The organism is Cupriavidus sp. YAF13 (assembly GCF_052113425.1).
Taxonomy (GTDB): Bacteria; Pseudomonadota; Gammaproteobacteria; order Burkholderiales; family Burkholderiaceae; genus Cupriavidus.
The window spans coordinates 82,678-107,704 of the sequence record NZ_JBFRDD010000012.1; the positions used below are offsets into that span (position 1 = coordinate 82,678).

A 25,027-nucleotide genomic window follows, 5' to 3' on the forward strand; every position below is an offset into this window, starting at 1 on the left:
CTCACATGTTCCATTTCTGGATGATGCCGGCCAGCGTGCCATCGGCCTTGATCTTGGCGATGGCCTTGTTGATGCGGGCCAGCGTCTCGGTGTCGCCCTTGCGCACGACCAGGCAAACCTCGCCGACATTGACCGGCTTGTAGCTGGCGGCCAGCTTCACGCCCGGGAAGGCATTGTGGCGAATCTGGTAGGCGATGATGGGCTGGTCGCCCAGGCCAGCCTTGATGCGGCCCAGCGTCAGGTCGCGCGTCATGTCCGCCACCGAGTCGTAGCTGCGCACCTCCTTGAAGATGCCCTTCTTGTTGAGCATGTCGAGAAAGACCGTGCCCACCTGCGCCCCCACGACCTCGCCCTTGAGTTCGTCCAGCGAGGCATAGGGCTTGTTGTCGTCGCCCTTGACGATCAGGCCTTCGCCGTATGCATAGACCGGATCGCTGAAGTCCACCACCTGCTGGCGCRCCGGCGTCTTGAGCATGGCTGCCGAGATGATGTCGATCTTGCTGGAGGTAAGCGACGGGATCAGCGCGGAGAAGACGGTCTGCTGCACATTGACGTTGAAGCCCCCCGCCTTGCCGACGGCCGTGACCGTATCGACCATCATGCCCTGGATGGTGTTGGTCTTCACGTCCAGGAAGGTGAACGGCACGCCGGTGGCCGTCGCGCCCACGTTATAGGTCGGCGCCGCCCCCTGGGCCCAGGCGAACGAAGCGAACGAAACGGTGCTGGCGGCGCACAGGATTAGTGCGGCGCGGCGGGACATGGTGAAACGAGACATGCGGACACTCCTAGCGGAAGGGAACAAAAGGCGCCCGGGTGGGGGGCGACCCACCGACTTATGCAATGAGCATGCCAATTTTCAATTACAGATGCTCGAAATTTAATTGTCGTTAACCAGTAATTGCTTTATCAAAATCGATATGCGATTCTATGGCCTGAACAAATGCCTTTTGCAGCACACACATGTCGCAACCTGAAGCCAACGATTCCGCCAGCCTCCTGTTCAACCAGTCTTTGGAGAAAGGGCTTGCCGTGTTACGCGCGTTCAGCGCACAGCGTCGCACCATGACGATCGCGGACGTGGCCGAAGCGGCCACCATCAACAAGAGCTCGGCCCAGCGCATGGTCTTTACGCTGGAGCAGCTCGGCTACCTGCGCAAGCATCCGCAGACGCGGCGCTACCAGCTGACGCCCCGCGTGATGGAAATCGGCTTCAACTACCTGGCCGCCAACCCGCTGATCGAGGTGGCCAACCCTTTCCTGTCCGAGCTGACCAAGGTCACTACCGAGACGTCGTGCCTGACGGAGCCGGACCTGCTCGACATGGTCTATATCGCGCGCTTTGTCAGCGCCCACTTCGTGCCGGTGCATATGCCGATCGGCAGCCGTATCCCGATGTACTGCACCGGCTCGGGGCGCGCCTACCTGAGCGCGCTGCCGGAAGACGAAGCGCGCGCCATGATCGAGCGCTCGGCACGGACCGCGCATACGGTCCACACCTGCACTGCGGTGGAGGACATCATGGGAAAGCTGCGTGAGACCCGGCAGCGCGGGTACGCAGTCAATAGCGAGGAGCTGTTCCTTGGCGACATGACCCTCGCCGCGCCGGTGATCGGGGGCAATGGACGGCCGCTTGGCGCGATCCACCTGGTGGCGCCCACCGGCCGCTGGACCCGCGAGGAAGCGGAGCGCAAGCTCGGGCCGCCGCTGTTGCAGTGCGCACGGGCGGTGAGCAGTTCGTCGGCACGGGCGATGGGCTAGGCTCGGCTATTGCCGCGCGGACGATGCCGCTGGTAGGGTTGCCAACGGGGTTGCCGAGGTTAGTGCCTCAGGCCGGATCCGGCGTGGGCTGTCCGACACCTTGCCCGCTCTCTTGCTGCCGGTGAAATTGCGTGTGGCGGTACAGGCCGTAGATGCTGGTCGCGGTAAAGCCCAGCTGCTGCACGAACAGGCCGTAGGTGCCTGTCACCAGGGCAAATACGCTCCACACGATGTTGGAGCACAGGTAGGCGATCCAGCCCCAGCGCGACGAGCGGAGCAAGGGGTTTGCCGGGATAGTTGGCGCCGATGGTGCGGTTGGCTTACTTGGTCAGGCAGATGACGATCACGATGACCCCGAGGCCGGCGAGAGTGAGCAGCAAGAAGGCAAGCATTCGACGGCAAGTGGTGTTGGCGTTTCTCCAGTATGGAGCGGCTGGCACGACACTGCCGTAGGTGGGATTCTGATTCGGGTGAAGCAATGTCCTACAGGGCAGGCAGCTCGCGCAGGTGTTGCGCCAGCTGGAAGCCGTCGATGCCTGGCAGGCCGATATCGATCAGCGCCACGTCGGGCGTGAACCCTTGCGCGATCTCCAGCCGCCGCAAGCGTGCCTGCACCGCCGTGCCCAGGCCCTTGCCATCGCTGTGCACCGTGGCTTTTCAGGACGGAATCGACGATGCCTGCTGTCCAGTACGCGAATCTACTTAAGAACTATCCCTAGGCACCGTAAAGCCAGTCTGAACTTAAGATACCAATAACAGCCCGAAGGGCAGGAGGGCAACATGCGCCCGCACTATGCAAACGAAAAAGACAGTAAGGAAGTACAGGATCTGCTCCAGGCTTGCGGCTTGCCGGTTGACGGCGTAGCCGAGCAGATCGGCAATTTCCTGGTGGTACGCGACAACGCTGGCCTGCTCGGTTGCGCCGGCGTGGAGAACTATGGGCAAGTGGCCGTGCTGCGCTCGGTCGCCGTGGCCGAGCGCGCACGCTCGGCGGGCCTGGGCGAATTGCTGGTGGCTGCGATGCTGGCCGAGGCCCGCACACGCGGCGTGCAGTCCGTGGTGCTGCAAACCACCACCGCCGTCGACTATTTTGCCCGGCTGGGCTTTGAGCGCGTGGAGCGCGCCTGCATGCCCCCGGAACTGCTCAATACCGCGCTGTCCCGCGAAGCCTGCCCGGCATCGGCCACCTTGATGCAAGCCGCGCTGTAGTCATCCCTGCCAGGGGCCTGCGCCCGCGATGCGGCCCAGCCGCGGCCCCCTCTTCCCATCCCCCGCGCTGTTGCGTGCCATGCCCCATGGCACGCCGGTGCCGACGCAGGATATTGTTGTAAAGTAAGCGCAAAGCGCAGACCACAGGCGGCCAGAGGTGGATCGGCACGCCATGCCCGCCTGCTCGCCAGCCCTTCAACGATCCTTCAACGACAGCCACGAACCGCACGATATGGAATCCGACCACCAAGCACCCGACCCCGGCCTCGACGAGGCCTTGGGTAGTGTGTCGACCCGCATACGGTCGCGTTTGCAGGCGGCGCGCGAGCGCTTCCACGCCAACGACAATATCTCGGCGTATGTCGAGCCCGGCGAACTGGACGAGTTGCTCGATGAAGTGCAGTCGCGCATGGAAGAGGTGCTGCGCAGCCTGGTGATCGATATCGACCAGGATCACAACACCCGCGAGACCGCGCGCCGCGTGGCCAAGATGTACCTGAAGGAGATCTTCGCGGGCCGCTACGTCAAGCAACCCAATGTGACCGAATTCCCCAACGCGGAGCGCATCAACGAGTTGATGATCGTGGGCCCGCTGCGCGTGCGCAGCGCCTGCTCGCATCATCTGTGCCCGATCATCGGCAAGCTGTGGGTGGGGGTGATGCCCAACCAGCATTCCAACCTGATCGGCTTGTCCAAGTACGCGCGCCTGGCCGAATGGATCATGTGCCGCCCGCAGATCCAGGAGGAAGCCGTGACCCAGGTGGCTGACCTGCTGCAGGAGAAGATGAGCCCGGACGGGCTGGCCATCGTCATGGAAGCCGAGCATTTCTGCATGCACTGGCGCGGCGTGCGCGACACCGATGCAAAGATGACCAACAGCGTGATGCGCGGCTCGTTCCTCAAGGACGACAGCCTGCGCCGCGAGTTCCTGACCCTGCTGAACCGGACACGCGACTAAGCCAGCGCCATTCACCGCCTCGCAACCCAGTGGAGACAACATGCTCGTACGCCTGCTCTACGCCAGCCGCGCATGCCAGCCGGCCGATCCCGCGCTGGTAGACGCCATCGTCGCTACCAGTGTGGCGAATAACCCGAAGCACGGCATCACCGGCGTGCTTTGCTACGGCAACGGCATCTTCATGCAGGCGCTCGAAGGCGGCCGCACGGAAGTCTCACGCCTGTACCAGCAAATCGGCCGGGACGTGCGCCACGAGGACGTGGTGCTGCTGCACTACGAGGAAATCCTCGAGCGCGAGTTCGCCGGCTGGGCAATGGGCCTGGTCAATACCGGCAAGGTCAATATGGCCACCATCCTGAAGTATTCCGCCCACGGTGAGCTCGATCCCTACCGCACCAGCGGCCACGCCTCGCAAGCGCTGCTCAAGGAACTGATCGCGGGGGCGTCGATCGTGGGGCGCAGCTCGGAGCGGCATCGCCTCTGAACGCTTTCATTGCGCGGCCCGGCCAGCCCCCGCTATCCACGCTATTCAACAACCCATCATCCATCACCGATCACCCAGGAGAACTCGTGAGCGCACCCTTCAACCCCGGCCCCGCGGCGATGCTGCTGGCCGATGCCTGCCGGCGCGGCGTGCAATTCGCTGACCTGCCCGCCGACGCCAAGCCGGCGACGCTCGGCAGCGGCTATGACGTGCAGGATCGTTTCATCGCAGCGCTCGGCGATCCGGTGTTGGGCTGGAAGCTGGGTGTCGGCAGTGCCAACGCCATGCGGCGCGCAAAACTGGCGCGCCCGCTGGTGGGCCAGGTGGGGGCATCGCGCTGTTATGCCTCGGGCGACACCGTGCCGGTCCCCACGGGTGCGGTGGTGACCATCGAATTCGAGATTGCCGTGCGGCTGGCGCGCGACGTCGCGCCGCTGCAGGCCGAACTCGCGCCGGCAGCGCTGGCCGAGCTGATTGAAAGCGCGCAGGTTGCCGTCGAGGTGGTGCTGTCGCGCTATGAAGACCGCGTTGCGGTGGGCATGCCGGCTTTTGCCGGCGATAACGTGGGTTTCCATGCGCTGGTGCTGGGCGCGAGGATCGACGCCGACAGCATGGAAGACGTGCGCGCCAGCGCCAGCGTGGCGCTTGACGGCGTGGCGTGCGCGCAACCGCTTGCCGGCGACGATGCGGTCTACCCGCTGGAAGCCCTGCAATCGCTGCTGGCGCATGCCGCCGAGCGCGGCGTCACCTTGCGCAAGGGCACCGTGGTGACCACCGGCACGCTGACGCGCCCGTTCGATGTGCCGGCCGGCGCGCATACGATCCAGGCTACCTATGGCGGTGGCGAACTGATGGTAAAGCTCGCGCCGCAAGCCGCGAGCTGAAACCGGGGTCCTTGCGGCCCAATCCCTCGCGCTTCTTTCTCGTCACGCCGGCTGCCGGCCGAGGCGCTTCGCGCGCACTCGCGGACTTGGCATTTCCAGCGGATAGGCTAAAACTATCAGAAGGGCCTGGCTTTCAGGCCGCTGGTGAGAAGGAGCCGTTCATGGAACTCCATTTGCATATGCAGCCGCACCGTTTCGCCCGCCGCGCGCCGGACTGGCGCGCCGCTGCGATTGCGGGGCTGATCGCGGGCACGCTGTACGTCATACTGGAGCTGCTGACGGCACGCTTTGTGCTGTACCAGGGGGCGTGGGGCACGGTAAAGATGGTGGCGGCCCTCATGCTCGGCCGGCAGGCGCTGGCCTCCGCCGACGCGTTCAGCTGGACCATCGTGCTGGCCGCGGGCATTGTGCACTTTGGCCTGTCGATCGTGCTGGCGACGATCCTGGCCATGCTCATCGCGTCGTTCCGCTTTGATTCCAGCATCGGCATGGCCACGCTGGCGGGCGCGGTGTTCGGGGTGCTGGTCTACCTGGTGAACTTCTACGTGATGGGCCGGTACTTCAACTGGTTCGACGAGGCGCGCGGGTGGGAAAGCCTGTTCGCCCACATCATGTTCGGCGTGATCGCGGCGGATGCCTACGCCAACCTGGAACGGCATGAGCCACAGGCACCCGACATGGCACGGGGCGGCTGAGCGCGCACCCCGCCCGTCAAGGCATCAAGGCATCAAGACATCACGCCCGCTGGCTACAGGTAGCACTCGCCACCCAGATAGGCCTTGCGCCAGCGCGTGATGCGCACCTCGGCAAACAGGCCGGCCTGTGTGAATGGGTCGGCATCGATGAATTGCCGCGCCGCGTCGCGGGTGTCGAGGTCGACGATGTAGAAGCCGCCGCCGGCATCGCTGCCGTCATCGTTGAGCTTGGCCCCGCAGGCCAGCAGCAGGGCCTTCTGGGCGTCCAGGAACGCCAGGTGCCCCGCTCGGGCCGCTTGCCGCACTTGCTGGTGCTGTGGCTTGTCCCAGGTTTCGATCAGGAATGGCATGGTGTTGTCCTCGGGTGATGGCGGGTTGGAATGGGGCATGGGGTATCGCGGGATGGGCATGGCGGCAGCCAGTGCCATGCGCGTCACTCCCGGCGACGAGTTTCGCCGATTCCGCGCTGGCAGCACAAGCCGGCAGGACGTCCGCACCAGACGCCGTTGCGCCCACCGCAGCCAGTAAAAACCTGGGCCCGGGGCTTGACAAAACCACCGGGCATCAGATCTCCCCTGTTGCTGCCCGACAGTGTTATCCACACTTTATGTGGATAACACTGTCAACAAGCTCCGCAAATGGCTCTAGCACGCGGACCCCATCGGACTGCCCACAAAACGGGCAACTGCAATCCGGCCGGGCAGGCGAGTCCGTCATCCGCACTGGCTACAACGGAATCACAGCGTCGTCAACGGGGTGATAGCGCGCCGCAAGCGCCCATCCAGGGCAAGCGAAAACGACGACGGCGCCCCGCCGGACACCAGAAGCCGCAGGTGTCCGGCAGGGCGCCGTGCCGAAGTGAGTGCAGGCTAAGCTGAGGCTGCCAACAGCGCGCGCGGCGGCTCGCCAGCGTGGCTGGCCGCGGCCTGCATCACCACCAGCTGCGCCGGCATCGGCGCGGCAAAGCCGGCTTCGCCGAAGCATTCGCGGATCACGCGGTTGGTATCGAAGTAGACCTGCCAGTAGTGATCGTTGTGGCAGTGCGGGCGCACCGCCAACACCGGCCCGACGAGGGTGAATTCCAGGATTTCCACATCGACGGCCGGCGTGGCCAGCACGTTGGCGATCGCCGCCACATGCTGCTTGAGCAAGGCGATGGCGGTGGCATGGTCAGTGCTGCCGGCCAGTTGCGCCTTCAGCTCGACGCGGCGCGACGGGTTGGCCGTGAAGTTCTGAATGGTCTCGGCAAAGATCTTGTTGTTGCCGACCACGGTCAGCACGTTGTCCGGCGTATCGAGCGTAGTGGCAAACAAGCCGATCTCGCGCACGGTGCCGGTGACCCCGGCCGCGGTGACGAAGTCGCCCACCTTGAAGGGGCGCAGCACGATCAGGAAGGCACCGGCGGCGAAATTGGCCATCAGGCCGGACCATGCCATGCCGACGGCCACGCCCGCGGCGGCGATCAGCGCCGCGAAGCTGGTGGTCTGGATGCCGAAGTAGCCGAGGATGCCGATCACCAGCACCACGTTCAGCGTGACCGTGATGATCGAGCCCACGTAGCGCAGCAGCGTGGGGTCCACCTTCTGCCGCCCGAGCGAGGCCTGGACCATCCTCACCACCATGTGAATCAGCCAGCGGCCGATCACCCAGAAGGCCATCGCCGCCAGGACCTTCACGCCAAAGTCGCTGGCGTAGGCCACGGCCAGGTCCTGGTATTTCTGCAGCGTAGTCAGTTCCATCGCTTCTCCCTGTGCCCTTTCCCGGCGTTGCTTGTATCGAGCGGCAGTATCGCCGTGCGCACAGCGCAGGTACAGGACGGGATTGCAAAGAATTCTGTCGGAACCAACCCGCTGGCTGCCGCATGGACAGCCAGCTCAGCGTGGGGCGCTGGCGAGCTCAGCCGGCCAGCTTCGCGGCCGCATCGCGCAGCGCGGTGCGCAGGCCCTCTTCCACCACCGGGTGGTAGTACGGCATGGCCAGCATCTGCTCGATGGTGAGCGCTTGCTGGTAAGCCCAGGCCAGCAAGTGCGCGATATTCTCGGCGCGCGGGCCGGTCCATTCCGCACCGAGAAAGCGCCCGCTATCCTTGTCGGCGTAGACGTGCATCAGCCCACGGTTCTTGAGCATGACGCGGCTGCGGCCCTGGTCCTCGAAGCTCACCTCGCCGGTGACAAAACTGTCCGGCTCGAGGTCGGCATGGCGCTGGCCCACCATGGCGATCTGCGGGTCGGTGAAGACCACGCCGATCGGGGCGCGGCGCGACAACGGGCGCACCTTGGGATAGGCCGCGGCGTTCTCGCCGGCAGCCTTGCCTTCGTCGGCAGCTTCGTGCAGCAACGGCAGGACATCGTTGGCGTCGCCGGCGATGAAGATCGGCGCCGCGCCGCATTGCAGGGTGACCGGGTCGAATACCGGCACGCCGCGCCAATCCAATGCCAGGCCGGTGTGCTCAAGCCCGAGGCCGCGCACATTGGGCTGGCGGCCGGTGGCGGCGAGCACGTAGTCAAAGCGCTCCGTCACGGTGTTGCCCGAGAGATCGGTAAAGCGGATCACTGCCTCGTCGCCATCGCGGCCCATCTCGCCAAGCTTGGCATCCGGGTCGAGGTAGAACTCCTCGCGGTAGCTAGCCACGGCATTGGCCTTGATGGCCGGATCGGTCAGCGGGCCCACGCCGCCGCGCAAGCCGAACACGCGCACCTGCACGCCCAGGCGGGACAGTGCCTGGCCCAGTTCCAGCCCGATCACGCCAGGACCGAACACGGCGGCGCGGCGCGGCAGGTCGTCCCAGGCGAAGACGTCGTCGTTGACCACCAGGCGATCGCCGAACACTTTGAACGGCGGCGGAATCACGGGGCTGGAGCCGGTGGCGATCACCACGCGGCTGGCGCGCACGGTGGTGTGCTCGCCAACCTGCAGCACGGTGTTGTCGATGAAGCGGGCATAGCCGCTCACCTTGTCCTCGGCGGGAATGCCGTCCACGCCGCGCACCACGAAGCCGACAAACCGGTCGCGCTCGCGCTTGACGCGCGCCATGACCTCGCGCCCGTCGATGCGGATCTCGCCATCCACATGCACGCCGAAAGGGGCCGTGTGGCGCAGCTCATGCGCCGCCTCGGCCGCGGCGATCAGCAGCTTGGAGGGCATGCAGCCCACGCGGGCGCAGGTGGTGCCATAGGGGCCGCCTTCGATGATGACGGCGCGCTTGCCGGCGGCGCGGGCCGCGCGGTACGCGGCCAGGCCCGCCGTGCCGGCGCCGATCACGGCGACATCGGTCTGGATGGTTTGCACGGTCTTCATGTTTTGCACGTTCTGCGGGGTGGTCATGTCGGCGTTCCTGGTAAAGGCTGTGTCAATCAACGGACCGGATGGCACCGGGTGGCGCTGCCATCGGGTCCGCCGACTGGGGCACGGCCTCCGGCTTTGCCGGCGCCGCGCCCTGCGGCGTTCAAGCGTGTTGCGTGGCTGGCTAAGGTTTAGCGAACCAGGTAGGTCTCAAGCGCGTCGGCGCCGCCGATCAGCTTGCCGTTGATGAAAATCTGCGGCGCGGTCATATCGCCCGACAAGGCGCCCAGCACCTTGCCGCGGATCTTGTGTTCCAGCGGCACGTCGATGTATTCGAAGCCGTGGTCCGACAGCATCTGCTTGGCCTTGGCGCAGAACGAGCAACCCACCTTGGAGAACACCACGACCTGGTCGGGCTTCTTGGCGTTGGGGGCGATGTAGTTGAGCATGGTGTCAGCGTCCGACACCTTGAACGGGTCGCCCGGCTCTTCCGGCTCGATGAACATCTTGTCGACCACGCCGTCCTTGACCAGCATCGAATAGCGCCAGCTGCGCTTGCCGAAGCCCAGGTCAGCCTTGTCGACCAGCATGCCCATGCCTTCGGTGAATTCGCCGTTGCCATCGGGAATCATCACGATGTTCTCCGACTCCTGGTCCTTCGCCCACTCGTTCATCACGAACGTGTCGTTGACCGAGACGCACAGGATCGCGTCAACGCCGTGCTTGGCGAACACCGGCGCCAGCTCGTTGTAGCGCGGCAGGTGGGTGGACGAACAGGTCGGGGTGAATGCGCCCGGCAGCGAGAACAGCGCGATGGTCTTGCCTTCGAACAAGTCGGCCGTGGTCACGGTCTTCCATTCGTTGTTCTCGCGAACACGGAACGTGACATTGGGAACGCGTTGACCTTCACGGGATTGCAGCATGGTTTAGCTCCTGGATGACTGGGGGTAGATGGCCGCGTGTTGCAGCGAAGACCCGATTCTGGCCGCGCCAATGTGATTTGTACAATTCATCGTTACAAAGACAATGATTGGTTTTTACTATGGAGAGTAGTTAGACCGGCCCTATCGCGATATAAGAAGCCTCCGAAACAGGATTTTTGATACTTAAACGCCACTTCAATGAGGCGGCGTCACTGGATGTGACCTGTTCGCATCACATTTCCAGCCCGCTAGCCTCGGAAAGTTCTGCACGCCTTTTCAGACATTTCTCAAATCTGTGCGCAAGCGCGGCCCGTACATTTGGGCTAAGAGGCTGTTTCAAAATGAAGCGAAGCGGTTCTGGCTAGGCGCGCGGCCGCAGACAGTACAAGTGGATCGGCCAAGGCCGCGCAACGACGCCAGAATCTTTTTGAAATGGCCTCTAAGGCACGCACTTCCAAGCTGGCGCTCGGCGTCGCCTGAAGGCTGCAACCCCAAGCGTGCGCAGATCCGGCACGCCGCAGCGCGCCGCCCTCCACGAGAATCCCTTATGTGCATCTGCAGTTCCCCGCATCCGGCGGACGGCTCGCCCACCGCGAGCCGGTGCGTGCCGGCCAACTGGTGGCGCCGACAGTTGTTTGTGCTGCTGCTGGCGCTTTGCCAGGGCGCGCCGGCGCTGGCTGCCCTGCCTGCCGAGCCCCTGCGCACGTTGCGCCTGAACGCGCAGGTGCGCGTGGCCCCCGCTGGCACACGCGATGCCATCGACCGTGCCGCGCCGCCCCGGGGCGACGATACGGCGTTGCATGCATGGCGCCGCGCGCACAAGGCCTTGCGGGTGGGCGTGGTTGGCAACTACCTGCCGCCGTTCGACCTGGTCGACCTGAGTGGGGACTACCGCGGGATTTCCGCCGACTACCTTGCCGCGGTCGTGGCCAGGCTTGGCGTGCCGGTGCAGATCCAGCGCTACCCCTCGCACGAGCTGGCACGCAGCCATCTGGCCGGCGGCGCCATCGACCTGATCACCACGTCGCTGGACAGCCCGGGCACCGGCGTGCGAACCGCGCCGTACCACGACCATCGCCTGATCGAGGTCGTGTCCCGGCGAGACGGTGCGCGCAACCAGGACAGCCGCGCCATCGGCTACCTGGCGGGCGAAGTCTCGCCGGCCTTGCTGCAGCGGGCCTACCCTGGCGCGCGGTTGCTGCCGTTCGAGAACCTGCTCGGCGCGCTCGACCAACTCTCCCGGGACGCGGACTTCGTCATGGTCACCAACGCCACCGCGGCCGGCTACCTCGTCGAGCAATACCACTACGGCGAACTGACGGCGCGCAACTTCGCGCCGCTGGCGCACGAGGGCATCACGTTCGCAGTGAGCGACCCCGCGCTGGGCCGGATCATCGACCAGGTGCTGGCGCAGATGCCCGCGGCGCTCAAGCGCGAGATCGACACCTTCTGGACGCCCAGCTCGCTCGAATTCGATATCACCGACAAGCTCAATCTCTCCACGGCAGAGCGCGCATGGACAGCCCGGCATCCGGAAGTGCGCTACCTGGCGGCGCGCGACCTGGTTCCCTTCCAGTTCGTCGATGCCAGGCAACACCTGGGCGGACTCACCGAGCAAGTGCTGCAACTGATCGCGCAGCGCACCGGGCTGCGTTTCGTCCCCTTCTGGCCGGCCAGCGCCGCGGACGTGACTGCCGCGCTAAAGAACGGCACGCTGGACGTGGTGCCCATCCTGCCGCTGAACCATGCCGCCACCGGCAACGCCCCGCTCTCGGTCAGCGCGCCCTATTTTTCCGGCAACTGGGTCGTTGTCACGCGCGCCCGCGACGACAGCATCAAGAGCCTGCCCGACCTTGCCAACAAGGTCATCGCGGGGCCGCCGCTCAACGGGTTCTACGATCTCGTGCGGGCCAGCTACGCGGTGAGCCAGCGCGAGACCAACTCGTACGATGAGGCGTTCCGCCTGGTCGCCACGGGACGCGCGGATGCCACCATCTCCAGCGTCTTCATGGCCGACCACATGCTCAAGCAAGCCTATGCCGGCCAGCTCAAGGTCGCTGCGGCCGCGGGCGGCGTGCCGCTGGAAGTCGGCGTGGGTGTCAGCAACCAGCACCCGGAATTGCTGGGCATCATCAACAAGGCCATCCTCAGCATCTCGCGCGACGAGCTCGGCGCCATGCGCGCGCACTGGACGGAACCCAGGCCGCCGGGCTTCACCTGGCGCCAGTTCATGCCATGGCTGATGGCTGGCGCGGCCGCACTGCTGCTGGTTAGCCTGCTGTTTCTGGCCTGGGTGGCCTCGCTGCGCCGGCAGGTGACCCAGCGCACCGCGGCCGAGCGTGCCTTGCAGGACCAGGTCGCGTTCCAGACGGCAGTGCTCGACGGCATTCCCCAGCCCATCTACCTGCGCGACAACCAGTTCCGCATGATCACCTGCAATACCGCCTACGAAGCGGCGCTGGGCACGACGCGGCGGGCGCTGGCCGGGACCGGGCCGGCCTTCGTGCACCCCGCCTTCAATCCCGATATCAGCCACCAAGACTTGATGGCCGTTTATCAACGCGTGCTGCGCACCGGCCTGCCGTTCAGCGCCGATCGCCAACTGACCATCGGCAACGCGCCGCGCAGCGTGATCAGCTGGGTGGTGCCGCTGCGCCGCGCCAATGGCGGCACGGCGGGCATCGTGGGGGGCTGGATCGATGTGACGGAACGCCAGCAGATGCTGGCCGAACTGGCTGCCGCCAAGAACCGCGCCGAGGCTGCCAACCGCGCCAAGTCGACATTCCTGGCTTCGATCAGCCACGAGATACGCACGCCGATGAACGCCATCCTCGGGATGCTGGAACTGGTGCTGACGCGCCGGCACGCCCAGCACGAGGATCGCGAGCAACTCGATACGGCGCATGGCGCGGCCACATCGCTGCTGTCGCTGCTGGACGATATCCTGGACCTCTCCAAGATGGAGGCCGGCCAGTTCACGCTGCAACCCCGTGCCGCCAGCCTGCGCCAGGGCCTGCATGAAGTCACGCAGATGTTCGGTCCCGTCGCCTCCCAGAAGGGCGTGGCCTTGAACGTCTGCGTGAGCGATGACGTGGCGCCGGCGCACCGCGTGGATATCCTTCGCATGAAGCAGGTCATCAGCAACTTTCTCTCCAATGCCATCCGCTTCACCGAGCGCGGCAGCGTGGATATCCGGCTCGACGGCTGTGCCGCGCCGGGGGCCTCGCAAGCGCTGTGCCTCAGCATCAAGGACACTGGCATCGGCATTCCCGCGGAGGCGATCGGCAAGCTGTTCCGGCCCTTTTCCCAGGTGGAGTCAACGGAGCGCGCGAACACCCGCGGCACCGGCCTCGGCCTGTCCATCGCACAAAACCTGGTACGCAAGATGGGGGGCGAGATCACCCTGGAGAGCGAGCCGGGACGCGGCACGCAGGTGCTGGTGCGCCTCAGCCTGGAGGTTTCGGCTTCGCAGCCCCAGGCAGACGCGCCGCCGGCCGGCAACGCGGGCGTCGCGCTGTTTGCGCCAGGCACCCGCGTGCTCGTCGTGGACGACCACGCGCCCAACCGGTTGTTGATGGAACGCCAGCTGGAGCGGCTTGGCATTACCGTGGAGACGGCGGAGAACGGCGCCGTTGCCTTGCAGGACCTGCAGCGGCGCCCTGCGGACCTGATCATCTGCGACTGCATGATGCCGGTGATGGATGGCTTCAGCCTGGCCCGTGCGGTACGCGCGCGCAAGGATGCGCTGGGCCGCATCCCCATCATCGGCTGCACCGCGAGCGCGCAGCGCGAGGATCACCTGCGTGCGCTGGCCGCGGGAATGAGCGAAGTGATGGTCAAGCCGGTGGGACTGTCCACGCTGGAACGCGCGTTGCGCGGGCATCTGTGCAGCGGCACTCACACAGCCGAGGGCAACGCTCAACCGGGCTAGCTGCCGGGAGGCAGCGGTTGGGATCGGGCCGGCGTCACCGGCAATCCCAGTTGCACCAGGTACAGGTCGAGCGCCGAGCGTGCCAGTGGTGGTAGCGCCACTTACCCCACTCGATTTCCCTTGCCGATCAAGTGCAGCCAGTAGTCGAGCATCACGGGCAGCGCCTTGTTTTCGCACGCAACCTGTTGGCGACGCTGCGCGGGCGCGATCTGGCGCAGGCCGCGAAGGACATTGCCGCCGAAACCGGCCTGGAGCATCGGCCAGCGGCCGACGGGCAGCGCGTGTCCGGCATCTACCGGCACAACCTCATGCTCGCCAGCGGGCGCTACGCGATGCTCGATGACGGCATGGGGTTCTCGCTGTTGCCGTGGAAACCGGTAATCGAGCTGCGGCTAGACCAGCAACTCGCCGCAACGGCGCGCGGCGGAGGTGTGTCATGGGAGATTGGGCGGCAACGTGGTCCGAAAATTTGAGTGCGTGCCCGCTTGCATCAACCTGTCTTTGCGGATGTCAATGGTGAAGGGAGATCGGCCAGAATATCGTCGGATGCGTGCTGAAATCGGTCTATCAGAAAATCCAGTAACGCCCGCACGCGGGGAGTCATGTACCGATTCTGGTGGAATACAGCATAGATTCCTGGCTCGCTTTCGATCAAATCTGGTAACAGGGCCTTGAGTGTGCCAGCACGAATATCCTCAGCCGCATCCCAGATCGTCTTGCGGGCAATGCCATATCCTGCCAGTGCCCATGCACGGGCCAACGCACCGTCATTGGTTTCCCACGCATTTTCCATCGCTACCGTGTGAGTCCAGTGCCTTCCCGCTGACGCAAAATGAAATTCGTTCAGTGGGCCGGCAGCCGTGACTAGGATGACGAACTGATGTGTAACCAAGTCTGCCGGAGTACGTGGCGTACCGTGTTTAGCCAGGTATTCAGGAGACGCGCATAACACCCGCCAGTTTGGCGCGAGCCGACGTGCAATGAGCGAATCGTTATCCGGCTTTCCAAAACGAACCGCGAAGTCTACGTCATCGTGCAGCAGATCCGAGGGCGAGTCGGTCAACGTCAGGGCGACTTTCAATTCTGGCTGCGCACGGATGAAGTCTTCCAGCCATTGATTAAGCTGATGACGACCAAAATCGGCTGATGCCGAAATACGAACTTTTCCGCGCACCGCATTCTGGCTCACATGGAGCGCGTCTTCGGCGTCCTCAATGGCTCTCAGGGCGATGCAGCAATGTCGATGATATAGCCGGCCCTCTTCGGTCAAACGCAATTGCCTTGTACTGCGATCGAGCAACTTCGTGCGAAGCGCAGCTTCCAGTTTGGTCAGCCGAGCACTCGCAGCGGCTGGCGAAAAGCCCAGCTTGCGGCCCGCGGCAGACAGGCTGCCAAGTGCCGCCGCCTCTACGAACAAACGCATATCACCTAGTCGATCGGTCGCCATCTTTCATTTAGATTTGAATTTGATTCAAAATCTGCCCCAATTATCAAATCTATGTGTACCAGCCAAACTGCGTCCTTGCAACCCTGACTGAAAGGCGACAGCGAGAGGTGGACGGCATGATGGACGAGAGTAGCGGTACGGTAGTGGAGAGGATCGAGTGTGTGGCACCGGCAGGCCGGCTTCCCATGTCAGGGTTGCTGGCGTTGACGATGGCTAGTTTTATTGCCACGGCGAACGAGACAGTGCCAGCTGGCTTGCTTCCGCAGATTGCTCAAGGATTTCATGTGACCGAGGCTTGGGCTGGGCAACTTGTGACGAGTTGCGCACTCGGCTCGGGCATAGCCGCTATCCCGTTGACGGCGGCTACGAGCAAATGGCAACGGCGGCATGTCCTGTTGCTGGTGCTGATGGCATTTCTCGTTTGCAATGCGATAACGGCGGCGTCCTCGCACTATGTACTGACACTGGTTGCGCGGTTCGCAGTGGGGCTTGCCACGGGGCTTGCCTGGAGTCTCTTGGCAACCTATGCACGCCGTATGGTTCCTGTGTCCATGCAGGGCCGCGCGCTTGCGGTGGCAATGGTTGGCATCCCTTTAGCGTTATCGGTTGGCGTACCGTTGAGCGCCTGGCTCGGAACCATGATCGGCTGGCGCAGCGTTTTTGGCATCATGTCGGGAATGACCCTGGTGCTAATGGGCTGGGTTTTCTGGGCGGTTCCCGACTACCCCGGCCAGACGGCCGACGGTCGTTTGCCGATGAGGCAAGTCCTTGCCACCCCTGGCGTGCGACCTGTGCTGTTCGTCGTGATGGCTTGGATTCTTCCGCATTACATTCTCTACACCTATATCGCTCCCTTCCTGGCGTCGGTTGGGCTAGCTGGCAATGTGGACTCCGTACTGCTCATCTTTGGCATGTCTGCCATGTTCGGCATATGGCTTGTCGGTTCTCTGGTTGACCGATGGCTGCGACTTCTGGTGCTGACCGGACTGGGTGCTTTTGCCTTGGTTTCACTGACATTYGGCTTGGGAAGCACGTCACTTGTATTCATATGCGTTGGTGTGGCGATCTGGGGTTTGAGCTTTAGTGGTGCGCCGACTTTGTTGCAAACCGCATTGGCCGATGCAGCGGGTAACGGTGCTGACGTTGCGCAATCCATGCTGGTAACAGTGTTCAATCTCTCGTTCGCCGGCAGCGGGATTATTGGCGGGGTACTGCTTGAGTCCGCAGGTGCCAAATCTTTTCCTTGGGTAGTGCTGTTGATACTGATGATTGGTTTCCTCACCGCTTGGCGCGCGAACGCCTATGGGTTTACGTCTGGCCCGCGTCGATGAGCGTTTGATCTAGCGGCTAGACCGCCGGATTCATGACGGCGTTTGAGGTTTATTAATGGAGCTTCGACATCTACGCTGTTTGCTGGCCGTGGCCAAAGAACTCCATTTCGCCCGCGCGGCCGAGAAGCTGCATATCGAGCAGTCGCCGTTGTCCCGTGCGATCAAGGAACTGGAAGAAGACCTTGGTGTGCAGCGTTTTGTACGCACCACGCGCAGCACGCGACTGCCCCGTGCAGGCAAACTGTTCGTGGAGCATGTACCTGGAAATGAAGCTGGAAACCGTCAACCGGTTGGCCGCCGCCAACAAGCTGCCGGACGCGATCGTCACCGAGTCTGGCCTGAAAATCTCGCCACTCGACGCCGCCTTCCCGATGGAAGCGCAAACGCTGATCGATCAGACATCGCTTATGCTGCCGCGTGTCAAGATTACGGCACTCTCTGATGGAGGTCGATGCGTGGACCGGCTTCACCCGCCATTTCACGCACCTGAAGACGGGCGAGACTGCTAGCGACAAGACCTTGCTGCTGACGAGCATCCTCGCGGATGCCATCAACCTCGGCTAGCCGAGGAAGTTAACAGCCTCCTTCGGGGTTTTTTTTGAAATGGTCTCTAAGAGTGCTGTTTCAACATGAAGCGAAGCGGTTCTGGCTAGGCGCGCAGCCGGGGCGGGCGCAGCGCCGCCAGCGACGCGTCAAGCTGCGCCAGCGTTGGCGCAAGAATCGGCAGCAAGGCTTGCGCGGTGGCAAGGTCGCCGTGCTGGGCAACGGATTCGAGCCGGCCGCAAAGCGTGACCAGGGCCCCGCACTCCAGGATCCTGGCCGAGCCCTTGATGCGGTGCGCCCCGCTGCCGAACCGCTGCCAGGTGCCATCCGCCAGCGCCGCGCGCATCATCTCGAGATCGATGCGGTTGGTCTCGACGAGGCTGTCCACCAGGTCCCTGACAATATCCTCGTCACCGCCCGCGAGCGTATCGAGCAGCGTGCGGACGGCCGCGCATTCGCCAGGCGACACCGCGACAAACCCGTGCTCGGCCATCGCGTGCGCCAGTGCGATGACGTTGACCGGCGCGCTGAGCGTGGCATCGAAGGCGGCGCCATGGGCCGCATCAACCACGCTCGMGTCCGCGCCGGCCTGCACCACCGAAAAGAGCAGGCTGTCCGGGGACAGGCCAAAGTCGCTGCGCGCGAGCTCGCCGGCATGGTCATGAGCCAGCCAGACCAGTGCCAGCCTGGGCGGCTCGCTTTGGACGCGCCCCGCATCCGGGCTCGCCAGGTCCGCGTGCTCGACGGAAAAGCCCAGGCCCGCGAGCACGGCCGCGAGCCCGCTGATTTGCAACGCTTGCACGCCACTCTCGGTAGTGCTGAGTAATCGCGCACGGATCATGAATTTGCCTCTGTGAACATTTGCATATTGTTAACCCACTGCCGATAAGCGCCTGCTGGCTGGCCTCATTGCGCAGGCGTCAGGCGGCAGCGCCGTGCAAAGTCGACCAGGTCCACCAGCGAGGTAGCCCGCAGCTTGCCCATGATGCGGGTCTTATGACTGCTCACTGTTTTATTGCTGATAAATAAAAGCTCTCCGATCGCCTTGTTGGACAAGCCCCTGACCAGCATCTGCAGGATGACGATCTCCTTGTCCGAGAGCAAAGCGAGCCGCTCTTCATCCGCCCGCTGGTTGAAGAGCGGCAACTCGCGCTCATAGCGCATTTCGGGAAACACCGTGTAGCCGGCCATCACCCCCTCGACGCAGCGCACGATTTCCTTCATGTCCTGCATCTTGCTGACAAAGCCCTGGGCGCCCGCCTGCCGCACCCGCGGCGCGAAGATGGCCTGGTCCTGACCTGAAACCACCAGGATCCGGATCGGCGGATAGATCCGTTTCAGGCGCGGGATCACGTCCAGGCCGCTGATACGGGGAATATCCAGGTCCAGCATGGCAAGATCGGGCTCGAACTGCCGCGCGGCTTCAATCGCAGTCTGGCCGTTGTCGGCTTCCAGAATATGGCTGACCCCAAGCACTTGCGACAACTGGGCCTWGATCACCAGGCGCAGTGCGGGGTGATCGTCGACGATCAGGATTGTTGCCACTCGCGCGCTCTCCCAAGACTGCCAAAAACTGCCAAAAAAAACGAACTCACCTACGTTGGGCGACAGCCGGCAATTAGTAGGTGAAGCGCGGATTATGTGGTGAAGTTGCCCCCGAACTGGCGTGAAACTTCCGAATCAGCCGTCGGAAATTTCCCAAAGGAGGGAAAACTCAGCGTTGCATCGTGTGCAGGCACGTCGTTTCGGCACTTGGGAACACCATAAAAACAGCCAAAGAGTCACTTTCTGCACTAAACCCCGCAAGGGATGGCGACGTCCTTGCGCTTTCCGTTGGGAAGCTTCCTAGGCAATCGGAAGAAATGCCTGAGGAGAAAGACGCGAATGACGCGCCGCAGACTGCCTGGCAACGCCGCCAGCATCGGCGCCTCGGCGCAGCGGTGCCGCAGTAGATCTGTCTCCAGACAACGAAAGCACTGAATCGAACCCCGAAGATCTTGCTTTGAACACGATTTCCGCGCAGTTCCCGGCTCGCCCCCGCACCTGCGGCGAAATGCGGAAATTTCTCAAACCAGTCTCGCGTTCCCAGCGATACAGTCAGCAGTCACAAATCAGGAGCGCAAGGAACTCTGCCATGAGCGACGTCACCCCTCTTTGCCCACGCCAGTTGCCGGGACCAATGGAGCGGCCCCGGCGATGCGTGCGCCGGCGCCATTCGCCGTCGTGGATCCGTGCCCATGTCGGCTAACCGCTCGTACGCCAAATCCCACATCGTCATCGCCGACGACCATCCCGTCATGCTGCTGGGCTTGCGAGGCTTGCTGGCGCAGCTCGATGGCATAGAGATCGCCGGCAGCGCGCGGAACTCAACGGAAATCCTTGCGGCGCTCAGCCGAAAACCGTGCGACATCCTGCTGACGGACTACGCAATGCCAGGCGGCGCGCATGGCGATGGCCTGCACATGATCGAGTTTGTGCGGCGGCGCTATCCGGCCCTGTCGATCCTGGTGGTCACCATGCTGGACAACCCCGTGCAGATCGGCAGGCTGGTCCGGTTCGAGCGCTTGTCGGTGGTCAGCAAGCTCGATGATGCCTCGCATATCGCGGCTGGCCTGTCGCAGGTGCTCGACGGCGCGCGCTACCTGTCGCCGACAATCCAGCAACTGCTGGACAGCACCGGACAGGACGTGGACGTGCGCTCCCGGTTCAGCGCGCTCAGCCCGCGCGAGACCGACGTGATCCGGCTCTACCTGTCGGGCATGTCCGTCAGCCAGATCGGCCTGAGTCTCGGGCGCAGCGTCAAGACCATCAGCACCCAGAAGGTGTCCGCCATGCGCAAGCTCGGGCTGCGCGGCGACCTGGATCTCTTCAGCTACGCCGTCTCCGTCGGCCTGCTCGGCCAGCCCCGCAAGCTGGCCACGGACAAGCTGGTGCCACGGCCAAGGAACAGCGACCCGCAGTAGGCCGCGCGGGCGCCCTGACGCTGGGGGGAACAAGGGACACCTGCAAAGCGCTCTCAACGGATTCACTGGACTTTCCCATGGGGGGCGGCGACCATGGACGGGCAAGCATCCCCGCTTGACGGCTGCCGTGGCGATCCGTCGAGCCCTGTCACGAACTATTCATCAGCAAGCGCCTGTCATGCCGCGCGGGCAAGGGGGCATCAAATGAACCGTCTTCGATACTCGGTGGACCTGTCGTACGAGGTCCTGGATGCCGAGGCTGACTTCCTGTTCAACATCGAAGCCGCCCGTACCGCCCGCCAGAGCATTGTTTCCGAGCGCCTGACGGTGCCGCCCGTGCTGCGCATGGACCAGTACACCGATGCCATGCTATGCAACCGGCTGATCCGCCTGCGCGCGCCCAAGGGGCACCTGGCGATCCACTATGAAGCCGTGGTCGATATCGACCATCGCCTCGACGATCCTTCGACCTTGCACGAAGTGCCGATCGCGCAACTGCCCTTCGAGGTGCTGCCCTACCTGGCGCCTAGCCGCTACTGCGAATCCGACCGCCTGATGGAGTTCGCCCTGCGGGAGTTCGGCAAGGTGCCATGGGGCTACTCACGCATCGTGGCCATCCGGGAATGGGCACGCAACCACGTGCGTTTCCTCTCGACGTCCACCAATGAGCGCACCTCGGCCGTGGATACGATCGTCGAGCGCATCGGCGTGTGCCGGGATTTCGCGCACCTGATGATTGCCATCTGCCGGGCGCTGAGCATTCCCGCGCGCATCTCCAGCAGCCTGGACTACGGCGCGGATCCCGCTCTCGGGCCGCCGGATTTCCATGCCTTCGTGGAAGTCTTCCTGTCGGGCAGGTGGTATCTCGTCGATCCCTCCGGCACCTCCATTCCCACGGGCCTGCCGCGCATCGGCACGGGACGGGACGCGGGTGAGATCCCGTTCGCGGCGATCTTCGGCAAAGTCGAGTCCGAGCGGCCCTTCGTGCAGGTCCATGCGCTCACCGATACGGCGCTCGGCCTGGAGATGCCGCTGCACACCGACTGGGGCATCTGCACCTGGTAGGGCGTGGCGGCCGGCCTATGCATTCCCGGCTGGCCTCTGCGGGGGCATCCGGGGTGGCGTATCCGCCGCCTCCGCCAGCAGCCAGGACACGAAGATCCCGATCAATGGGCTCTGCCACTTGTCCTCAAGGCAAACAAAGTAATAGGACTTGGGCGAGACATAAGTGGCGTCCAGCAACCGCACCAACCTCCCGGCCATCAGGTCCTCCCTCACCACGTAATCGGGCAGCAGGGCGATCCCCATGCCGCTGAGCGCCGCCTGCAGCCCCATGGCCAGCGAGGCATAGCGCGGCCCGCGCAGGGCCCTGCGCGCCGCCATGCCGATCACATCGAAGTAGCCCGCCCACGCCTCCAGCGCCTCCGCCTGGTGCAGCAGCGGCAGGTGCTCCAGCGCGGCCTGGGCGGACTCCGCCTGCGCCAGTAGTTCGGGCACGCACACCGGAAACAAGGCCAGTGGCATCACCTTGACGCCGACATGCCCTTCAGGCGGGCCCATGCAAACCTGGATCGCGCCGTCCAGGCCGGACGCACGCAGATCCACCGTGCCTGCCTTGGCGGTGACGTTGACCTGGATCTGCGGATGGGCTTTGGCAAACCCTGCCAGCCTTGGCAGCAACCAGATATTGCCTAGCGAAACCGGCACGCGCAGATCGAGCCGGCCACCGCAGCCCCTGCTTGTCAGCACCTCCAGCGTGGCCTCCTCCAGTTCGGCAATCACCTTGCGGACCGCGCGCAGATATTGCTCGCCTGCCTGGGTGGGCGAGACCGCGCCCTTGCGGCGGGTCAGCATGGGCACGCCGAGGTACTCTTCGAGCTCGGTCAGTTGCTTGCTGACCGCGCTCTGCGTCAGGCATAGCTCATCGGCCGCGCCGGTCACGCTGGCTAGCCTGACGGTGGCTTCTAGCGCCACCAGGTGGGACAGCGCGGGCAGGTGCCTGCCGTTCGTGCTTCTCATGAGGCCGTTCTGGTCGATAAAGGGTGGAGAAGATGGCGGACACGCGGCCGCGCCCATGGCCGCTACGCAGGCAAAAGTCAAAGACGGCGGGTCAACCGATGCGCCAGGCCGGCACCGTGCCATCCTCCGGCGTGCTCGCGCGCAGGTAGTCGCTGGTCTCGGCGCAGCGCTCCCGGTTGCTACGGCGCACCTGCAAGCCATTGAGCACGCCGCCGATCACGTTGGCGTTGGCCCGGTCCAGGTACTTGAGCGCCTCGACCACCTTCTCCTGCGGCGTGTTGTCGGCGCGCACGAACAGCAGCGTGGCGCCGGCAACGCGGCTGACCAGCGCGGCGTCGGCCACCGCGAGGATGGGGGGCGTATCCACGAGGACCAGGTCAAAGCCCGCGGCGCACGTGAGCAGCACCTCGCGCAGGGCGGGCAGCATCAGCAGCTCGGATGGATTCGCCGGCCGCGTGCCGGCCGAGAGCAGCCACAGCCCGCCGACCGCGGTCGGCTGGATCGCATCATGCAGCGTGAGGGACCCGCCCAGCAGGTCGGCCAGCCCCAGCGTGCCCTCCAGGCCGAACTGCCCGGCCACGCGGGCGCGGCGCAGGTCGGCGTCGACCACCAGCACGCGCATGCCGGCCTGCGCCGCCAGCACGGCCAGGTTGACCGTGCCAAACGTCTTGCCCGCCCCCACGGAGGCGCTGGTGATGGCCACGATGTGGTTGGCCGCGCCGTCCATGGCGAAGTGCAGCGACGCGCGCAAGGTGCGCAGCCCCTCCACGGCCGGGGCATGCGGATACTGCCGCGCAAGCAGGTACCGGTCGTGCAGCACCGTGTCCTCATGCGCCGCGCCCGGGCGCACCGAGGCGGTGGACACGCAGTGGCGCAGGCTGGCCCGCGCCGCGTCGTCCGTGCCGCGTGCGAGCCGCACCGTCTGGCCCGGCTCGCACGCGGACAACACCGGTGCGCGCAAGGGGCGCGGCTGCGCCAGGCTCTTGCGTTCCAGCTCGAGCTGCTCGGGGCTGAACACGACCTCGCCCACCATCGGCAGCGCCAGGCTCCCCTCGATCGCGGCAGCGCTCTCCATGCCCCGGGACGCGCGGCGCTTGCACGCAGCCAGCCCGGTGCCGGCCAACAGGCCCAGCAACGCCGCCAGGCCCGTCACCAGCGCCCGATTCGGCCCGACCGGCAGCGCAGGTGCCACCGCAAGGTCCACGAGCCGCACATCGCTGCTCTGGTCCGACTGCGCCAGCGCCAGCAGCTGCGCCTGCCGGCGCAAGGACATGTACATGTCCTCGGCCACCTTCACGTCGCGGCTCAGCGCCCCCGACTCGCGCTCCGCCTCGGACAGCCCTTGGCGCCGGCTATCCATGCTGCGCCTGTCGCCGCGCAACTGCTCGATCTGCTCGTCGATCGCCCGCACTTCCTGGCTCTGCGGCATGAAATTGCGCAGCAGGCGCGCACGCTCGAGCCGTAGCCCGGAGATCTGCCGCTGGTACTCGATGCTGCCGCTGAGGTAGGACTGGGACTCCTGGGAAGGCTGCAAGGACCCGGCGCGCGTGCGAAAGCGCGCCAGAGCCGCCTCGGCCGCCTCCAGCTCGGCCTTCACGCGTGGCAGCTCGCCGGAGACGAAATCCAGCTGCTGGTTATCCTGCTCGCGCCGATGGCCGACCTGTGTATCGACAATCGAGCGCGCCACGGCATTGACCACGGCCGCGGCATGCTCCCGGTCGGCGTCGCGCCAGACGATGCGCACCGCGTCGGCGGCTGCGCCAGCCGTACCGCTATTCGGCCCGGTTGCCGTGGCCATGCCGCGCTGCGGCTCCAGCTTGAGCCCGCGCGCCAGCAGCTCGACAGCCGTGACGGCGTCGCGGCGCATCACCACGAACTCGGTCCCCGCGCGCGCGGTGAGCTGCGCCAGCTTGAGCGAAACGCCATGGCCCCGCGCAATGTCRCCAACCTTGCCCGTCAGCAGCAACACGCCGTCCTCGCCCAGCAGGCGAAAGCGCTGCTCGCCCAGTGCCACCAGCGTCAGTGGCTGGTTGAGCAGCGCGTCGGGCACGTTGAGGGCGATCAGGTCGATCCGCTCACCACCCCAGGCGTAGGCGGACAGGCTCTCCAGCGGCGCAGCTAGCGGCGTCGAAAGCGATGTCGAAAGCGGCCCGGGCTGCGCGCCACCGGCAAACCGCGCCCATAGCGCACCGGCCACGGGCACCGTACGCGGGGCCGCGGTGATATCGAGGCGGGTTTCCCGCACCACCGGCGCCAGCACCGCGCGGCTGGTCAGCGCGTCCGGCCGCAGTTCGTCGGCGGGCTGCCCCGCGCTGGCCGTGCCCTGCACATTCAGCGCAAGGCGCCTGGCAGACTCCGGGCGCACCAATACGTCCGCCTCGTACATGGCAGGCAGCGACCACGCATACAGCGCACCGCACAGCGCGCTGAACAGCATGGCGGCAAGGATCCAGCCGGCATGGTCAAGCAGTGCCCGGGCCGCGCCCGAGCGCACGCGGGAACCCGGCTGCCGGGATGCCGGAGACAAGCCCACTTCGGTAAAGGTAATCACGCTCGGCTCCCCCGCTTGCACTCCATGCCCTACATGCCCCGCAGCCCTT

Annotated in this window: 22 protein-coding genes and 3 pseudogenes; 13 read left to right on the top strand and 12 right to left on the bottom strand. The window is 65.0% G+C overall.

Translation table 11 applies throughout. The annotated features are described in order from the left end of the window. Position 1 precedes the first annotated feature (1 nt). On the bottom strand, positions 2 to 775 hold the full coding sequence (locus AB4061_RS12595; protein WP_441634154.1) for an ABC transporter substrate-binding protein: 774 nt from the start codon (positions 773 to 775) through the stop codon (positions 2 to 4). A 185-nt stretch (positions 776 to 960) separates the two neighbouring features. Here AB4061_RS12595 and AB4061_RS12600 point away from each other — a divergent pair, with 185 nt between their 5' ends. After that, positions 961 to 1,758, top strand: a complete 798-nt coding sequence (locus AB4061_RS12600; protein ID WP_441634156.1) for an IclR family transcriptional regulator — start codon at positions 961 to 963, stop codon at positions 1,756 to 1,758. A gap of 67 nt (positions 1,759 to 1,825) precedes the next feature. Here the strand turns inward: AB4061_RS12600 and AB4061_RS12605 are convergent, their stop codons facing one another. Both AB4061_RS12605 and AB4061_RS12610 read right to left on the bottom strand, forming a co-directional pair. Then, positions 1,826 to 2,038: a nicotinamide mononucleotide transporter gene (locus AB4061_RS12605; protein WP_441634158.1), complete on the bottom strand. Its 213-nt coding sequence runs from the start codon at positions 2,036 to 2,038 to the stop codon at positions 1,826 to 1,828. A gap of 203 nt (positions 2,039 to 2,241) precedes the next feature. Further along, complete coding sequence (locus AB4061_RS12610) at positions 2,242 to 2,406, bottom strand: hypothetical protein (protein WP_441634160.1); 165 nt, start codon at positions 2,404 to 2,406, stop codon at positions 2,242 to 2,244. Between the two features lie 132 nt (positions 2,407 to 2,538). On the opposite strand from AB4061_RS12610, the gene arsN2 reads away from it, so the two are divergent. The 5 genes from arsN2 (at position 2,539) to AB4061_RS12635 (ending at position 5,988) form a co-directional block, all read left to right on the top strand. Next, positions 2,539 to 2,967, top strand: a complete 429-nt coding sequence (gene arsN2, locus AB4061_RS12615; RefSeq protein WP_441634162.1) for an arsenic resistance N-acetyltransferase ArsN2 — start codon at positions 2,539 to 2,541, stop codon at positions 2,965 to 2,967. Between the two features lie 232 nt (positions 2,968 to 3,199). Continuing rightward, positions 3,200 to 3,925: a GTP cyclohydrolase I gene (gene folE, locus AB4061_RS12620; protein ID WP_441634164.1), complete on the top strand. Its 726-nt coding sequence runs from the start codon at positions 3,200 to 3,202 to the stop codon at positions 3,923 to 3,925. A gap of 40 nt (positions 3,926 to 3,965) precedes the next feature. Further along, entirely contained in the window at positions 3,966 to 4,409 is a 444-nt protein-coding gene (locus AB4061_RS12625) for a BLUF domain-containing protein (RefSeq protein WP_441634166.1), read from the top strand. A gap of 86 nt (positions 4,410 to 4,495) precedes the next feature. Then, positions 4,496 to 5,293, top strand: a complete 798-nt coding sequence (locus AB4061_RS12630; protein WP_441634168.1) for a fumarylacetoacetate hydrolase family protein — start codon at positions 4,496 to 4,498, stop codon at positions 5,291 to 5,293. Between the two features lie 161 nt (positions 5,294 to 5,454). Beyond that, positions 5,455 to 5,988, top strand: coding sequence for a hypothetical protein (locus AB4061_RS12635; RefSeq protein ID WP_441634170.1), 534 nt, complete (start codon positions 5,455 to 5,457; stop codon positions 5,986 to 5,988). A gap of 53 nt (positions 5,989 to 6,041) precedes the next feature. Here AB4061_RS12635 and AB4061_RS12640 read toward each other — a convergent pair whose 3' ends face one another. The 4 genes from AB4061_RS12640 to AB4061_RS12655 all read right to left on the bottom strand — a co-directional run bounded on the left by AB4061_RS12640 (position 6,042) and on the right by AB4061_RS12655 (position 10,193). Then, the gene (locus AB4061_RS12640) at positions 6,042 to 6,338 is read right to left on the bottom strand and encodes a YciI family protein (RefSeq protein ID WP_441634273.1); all 297 of its coding nucleotides are present in this window, start codon (positions 6,336 to 6,338) and stop codon (positions 6,042 to 6,044) included. Positions 6,339 to 6,857: 519 nt separating this feature from the next. Then, on the bottom strand, positions 6,858 to 7,727 hold the full coding sequence (locus AB4061_RS12645) for a mechanosensitive ion channel family protein (protein WP_441634172.1): 870 nt from the start codon (positions 7,725 to 7,727) through the stop codon (positions 6,858 to 6,860). Between the two features lie 157 nt (positions 7,728 to 7,884). After that, positions 7,885 to 9,312: a dihydrolipoyl dehydrogenase gene (locus tag AB4061_RS12650; protein WP_441634174.1), complete on the bottom strand. Its 1,428-nt coding sequence runs from the start codon at positions 9,310 to 9,312 to the stop codon at positions 7,885 to 7,887. 149 nt (positions 9,313 to 9,461) lie between these two features. Beyond that, entirely contained in the window at positions 9,462 to 10,193 is a 732-nt protein-coding gene (locus AB4061_RS12655) for a glutathione peroxidase (RefSeq protein WP_150985009.1), read from the bottom strand. A gap of 547 nt (positions 10,194 to 10,740) precedes the next feature. Here AB4061_RS12655 and AB4061_RS12660 point away from each other — a divergent pair. Beyond that, positions 10,741 to 14,124, top strand: coding sequence for an ATP-binding protein (locus tag AB4061_RS12660; RefSeq protein WP_441634177.1), 3,384 nt, complete (start codon positions 10,741 to 10,743; stop codon positions 14,122 to 14,124). Positions 14,125 to 14,270: 146 nt separating this feature from the next. Further along, positions 14,271 to 14,597: pseudogene (locus tag AB4061_RS12665) on the top strand (DUF3363 domain-containing protein); the annotation flags it as partial. A 17-nt stretch (positions 14,598 to 14,614) separates the two neighbouring features. Here the strand turns inward: AB4061_RS12665 and AB4061_RS12670 are convergent. Then, a complete protein-coding gene (locus AB4061_RS12670) occupies positions 14,615 to 15,571 on the bottom strand; it encodes a LysR family transcriptional regulator (protein WP_441634178.1) in 957 nt (318 codons plus the stop codon). A gap of 119 nt (positions 15,572 to 15,690) precedes the next feature. On the opposite strand from AB4061_RS12670, the gene AB4061_RS12675 reads away from it, so the two are divergent. From AB4061_RS12675 to AB4061_RS12685, 3 genes and pseudogenes are all read left to right on the top strand, one after another. After that, positions 15,691 to 16,902, top strand: coding sequence for an MFS transporter (locus AB4061_RS12675; RefSeq protein WP_441634275.1), 1,212 nt, complete (start codon positions 15,691 to 15,693; stop codon positions 16,900 to 16,902). A 55-nt stretch (positions 16,903 to 16,957) separates the two neighbouring features. Next, positions 16,958 to 17,164: pseudogene (locus AB4061_RS12680) on the top strand (LysR family transcriptional regulator); the annotation flags it as partial. Continuing rightward, a pseudogene (locus tag AB4061_RS12685) lies at positions 17,163 to 17,463 on the top strand (Tn3 family transposase); the annotation flags it as partial. The pseudogenes AB4061_RS12680 and AB4061_RS12685, both read left to right, overlap by 2 nt. A gap of 88 nt (positions 17,464 to 17,551) precedes the next feature. Here AB4061_RS12685 and AB4061_RS12690 read toward each other — a convergent pair. Both AB4061_RS12690 and AB4061_RS12695 read right to left on the bottom strand, forming a co-directional pair. After that, positions 17,552 to 18,247 carry an Hpt domain-containing protein gene (locus AB4061_RS12690; protein ID WP_441634180.1) on the bottom strand — a complete coding sequence of 232 codons (696 nt, stop codon included), beginning with the start codon at positions 18,245 to 18,247 and terminating at the stop codon, positions 17,552 to 17,554. Positions 18,248 to 18,351: 104 nt separating this feature from the next. Further along, positions 18,352 to 18,990, bottom strand: coding sequence for a response regulator (locus tag AB4061_RS12695; protein WP_441634182.1), 639 nt, complete (start codon positions 18,988 to 18,990; stop codon positions 18,352 to 18,354). A gap of 692 nt (positions 18,991 to 19,682) precedes the next feature. Between AB4061_RS12695 and AB4061_RS12700 the strand changes: the two genes are divergently transcribed. Next, the gene (locus tag AB4061_RS12700) at positions 19,683 to 20,408 is read left to right on the top strand and encodes a response regulator (protein ID WP_441634184.1); all 726 of its coding nucleotides are present in this window, start codon (positions 19,683 to 19,685) and stop codon (positions 20,406 to 20,408) included. A 204-nt stretch (positions 20,409 to 20,612) separates the two neighbouring features. Continuing rightward, positions 20,613 to 21,473, top strand: a complete 861-nt coding sequence (locus AB4061_RS12705) for a transglutaminase-like domain-containing protein (protein ID WP_441634186.1) — start codon at positions 20,613 to 20,615, stop codon at positions 21,471 to 21,473. A 15-nt stretch (positions 21,474 to 21,488) separates the two neighbouring features. On the opposite strand, the gene AB4061_RS12710 is transcribed toward AB4061_RS12705, so the two are convergent. Together AB4061_RS12710 and AB4061_RS12715 are read right to left on the bottom strand one after the other, a co-directional pair. Then, complete coding sequence (locus AB4061_RS12710) at positions 21,489 to 22,427, bottom strand: LysR substrate-binding domain-containing protein (protein WP_441634188.1); 939 nt, start codon at positions 22,425 to 22,427, stop codon at positions 21,489 to 21,491. A 91-nt stretch (positions 22,428 to 22,518) separates the two neighbouring features. Then, a complete protein-coding gene (locus tag AB4061_RS12715) occupies positions 22,519 to 24,978 on the bottom strand; it encodes a polysaccharide biosynthesis tyrosine autokinase (RefSeq protein WP_441634190.1) in 2,460 nt (819 codons plus the stop codon). Positions 24,979 to 25,027: the final 49 nt, after the last annotated feature.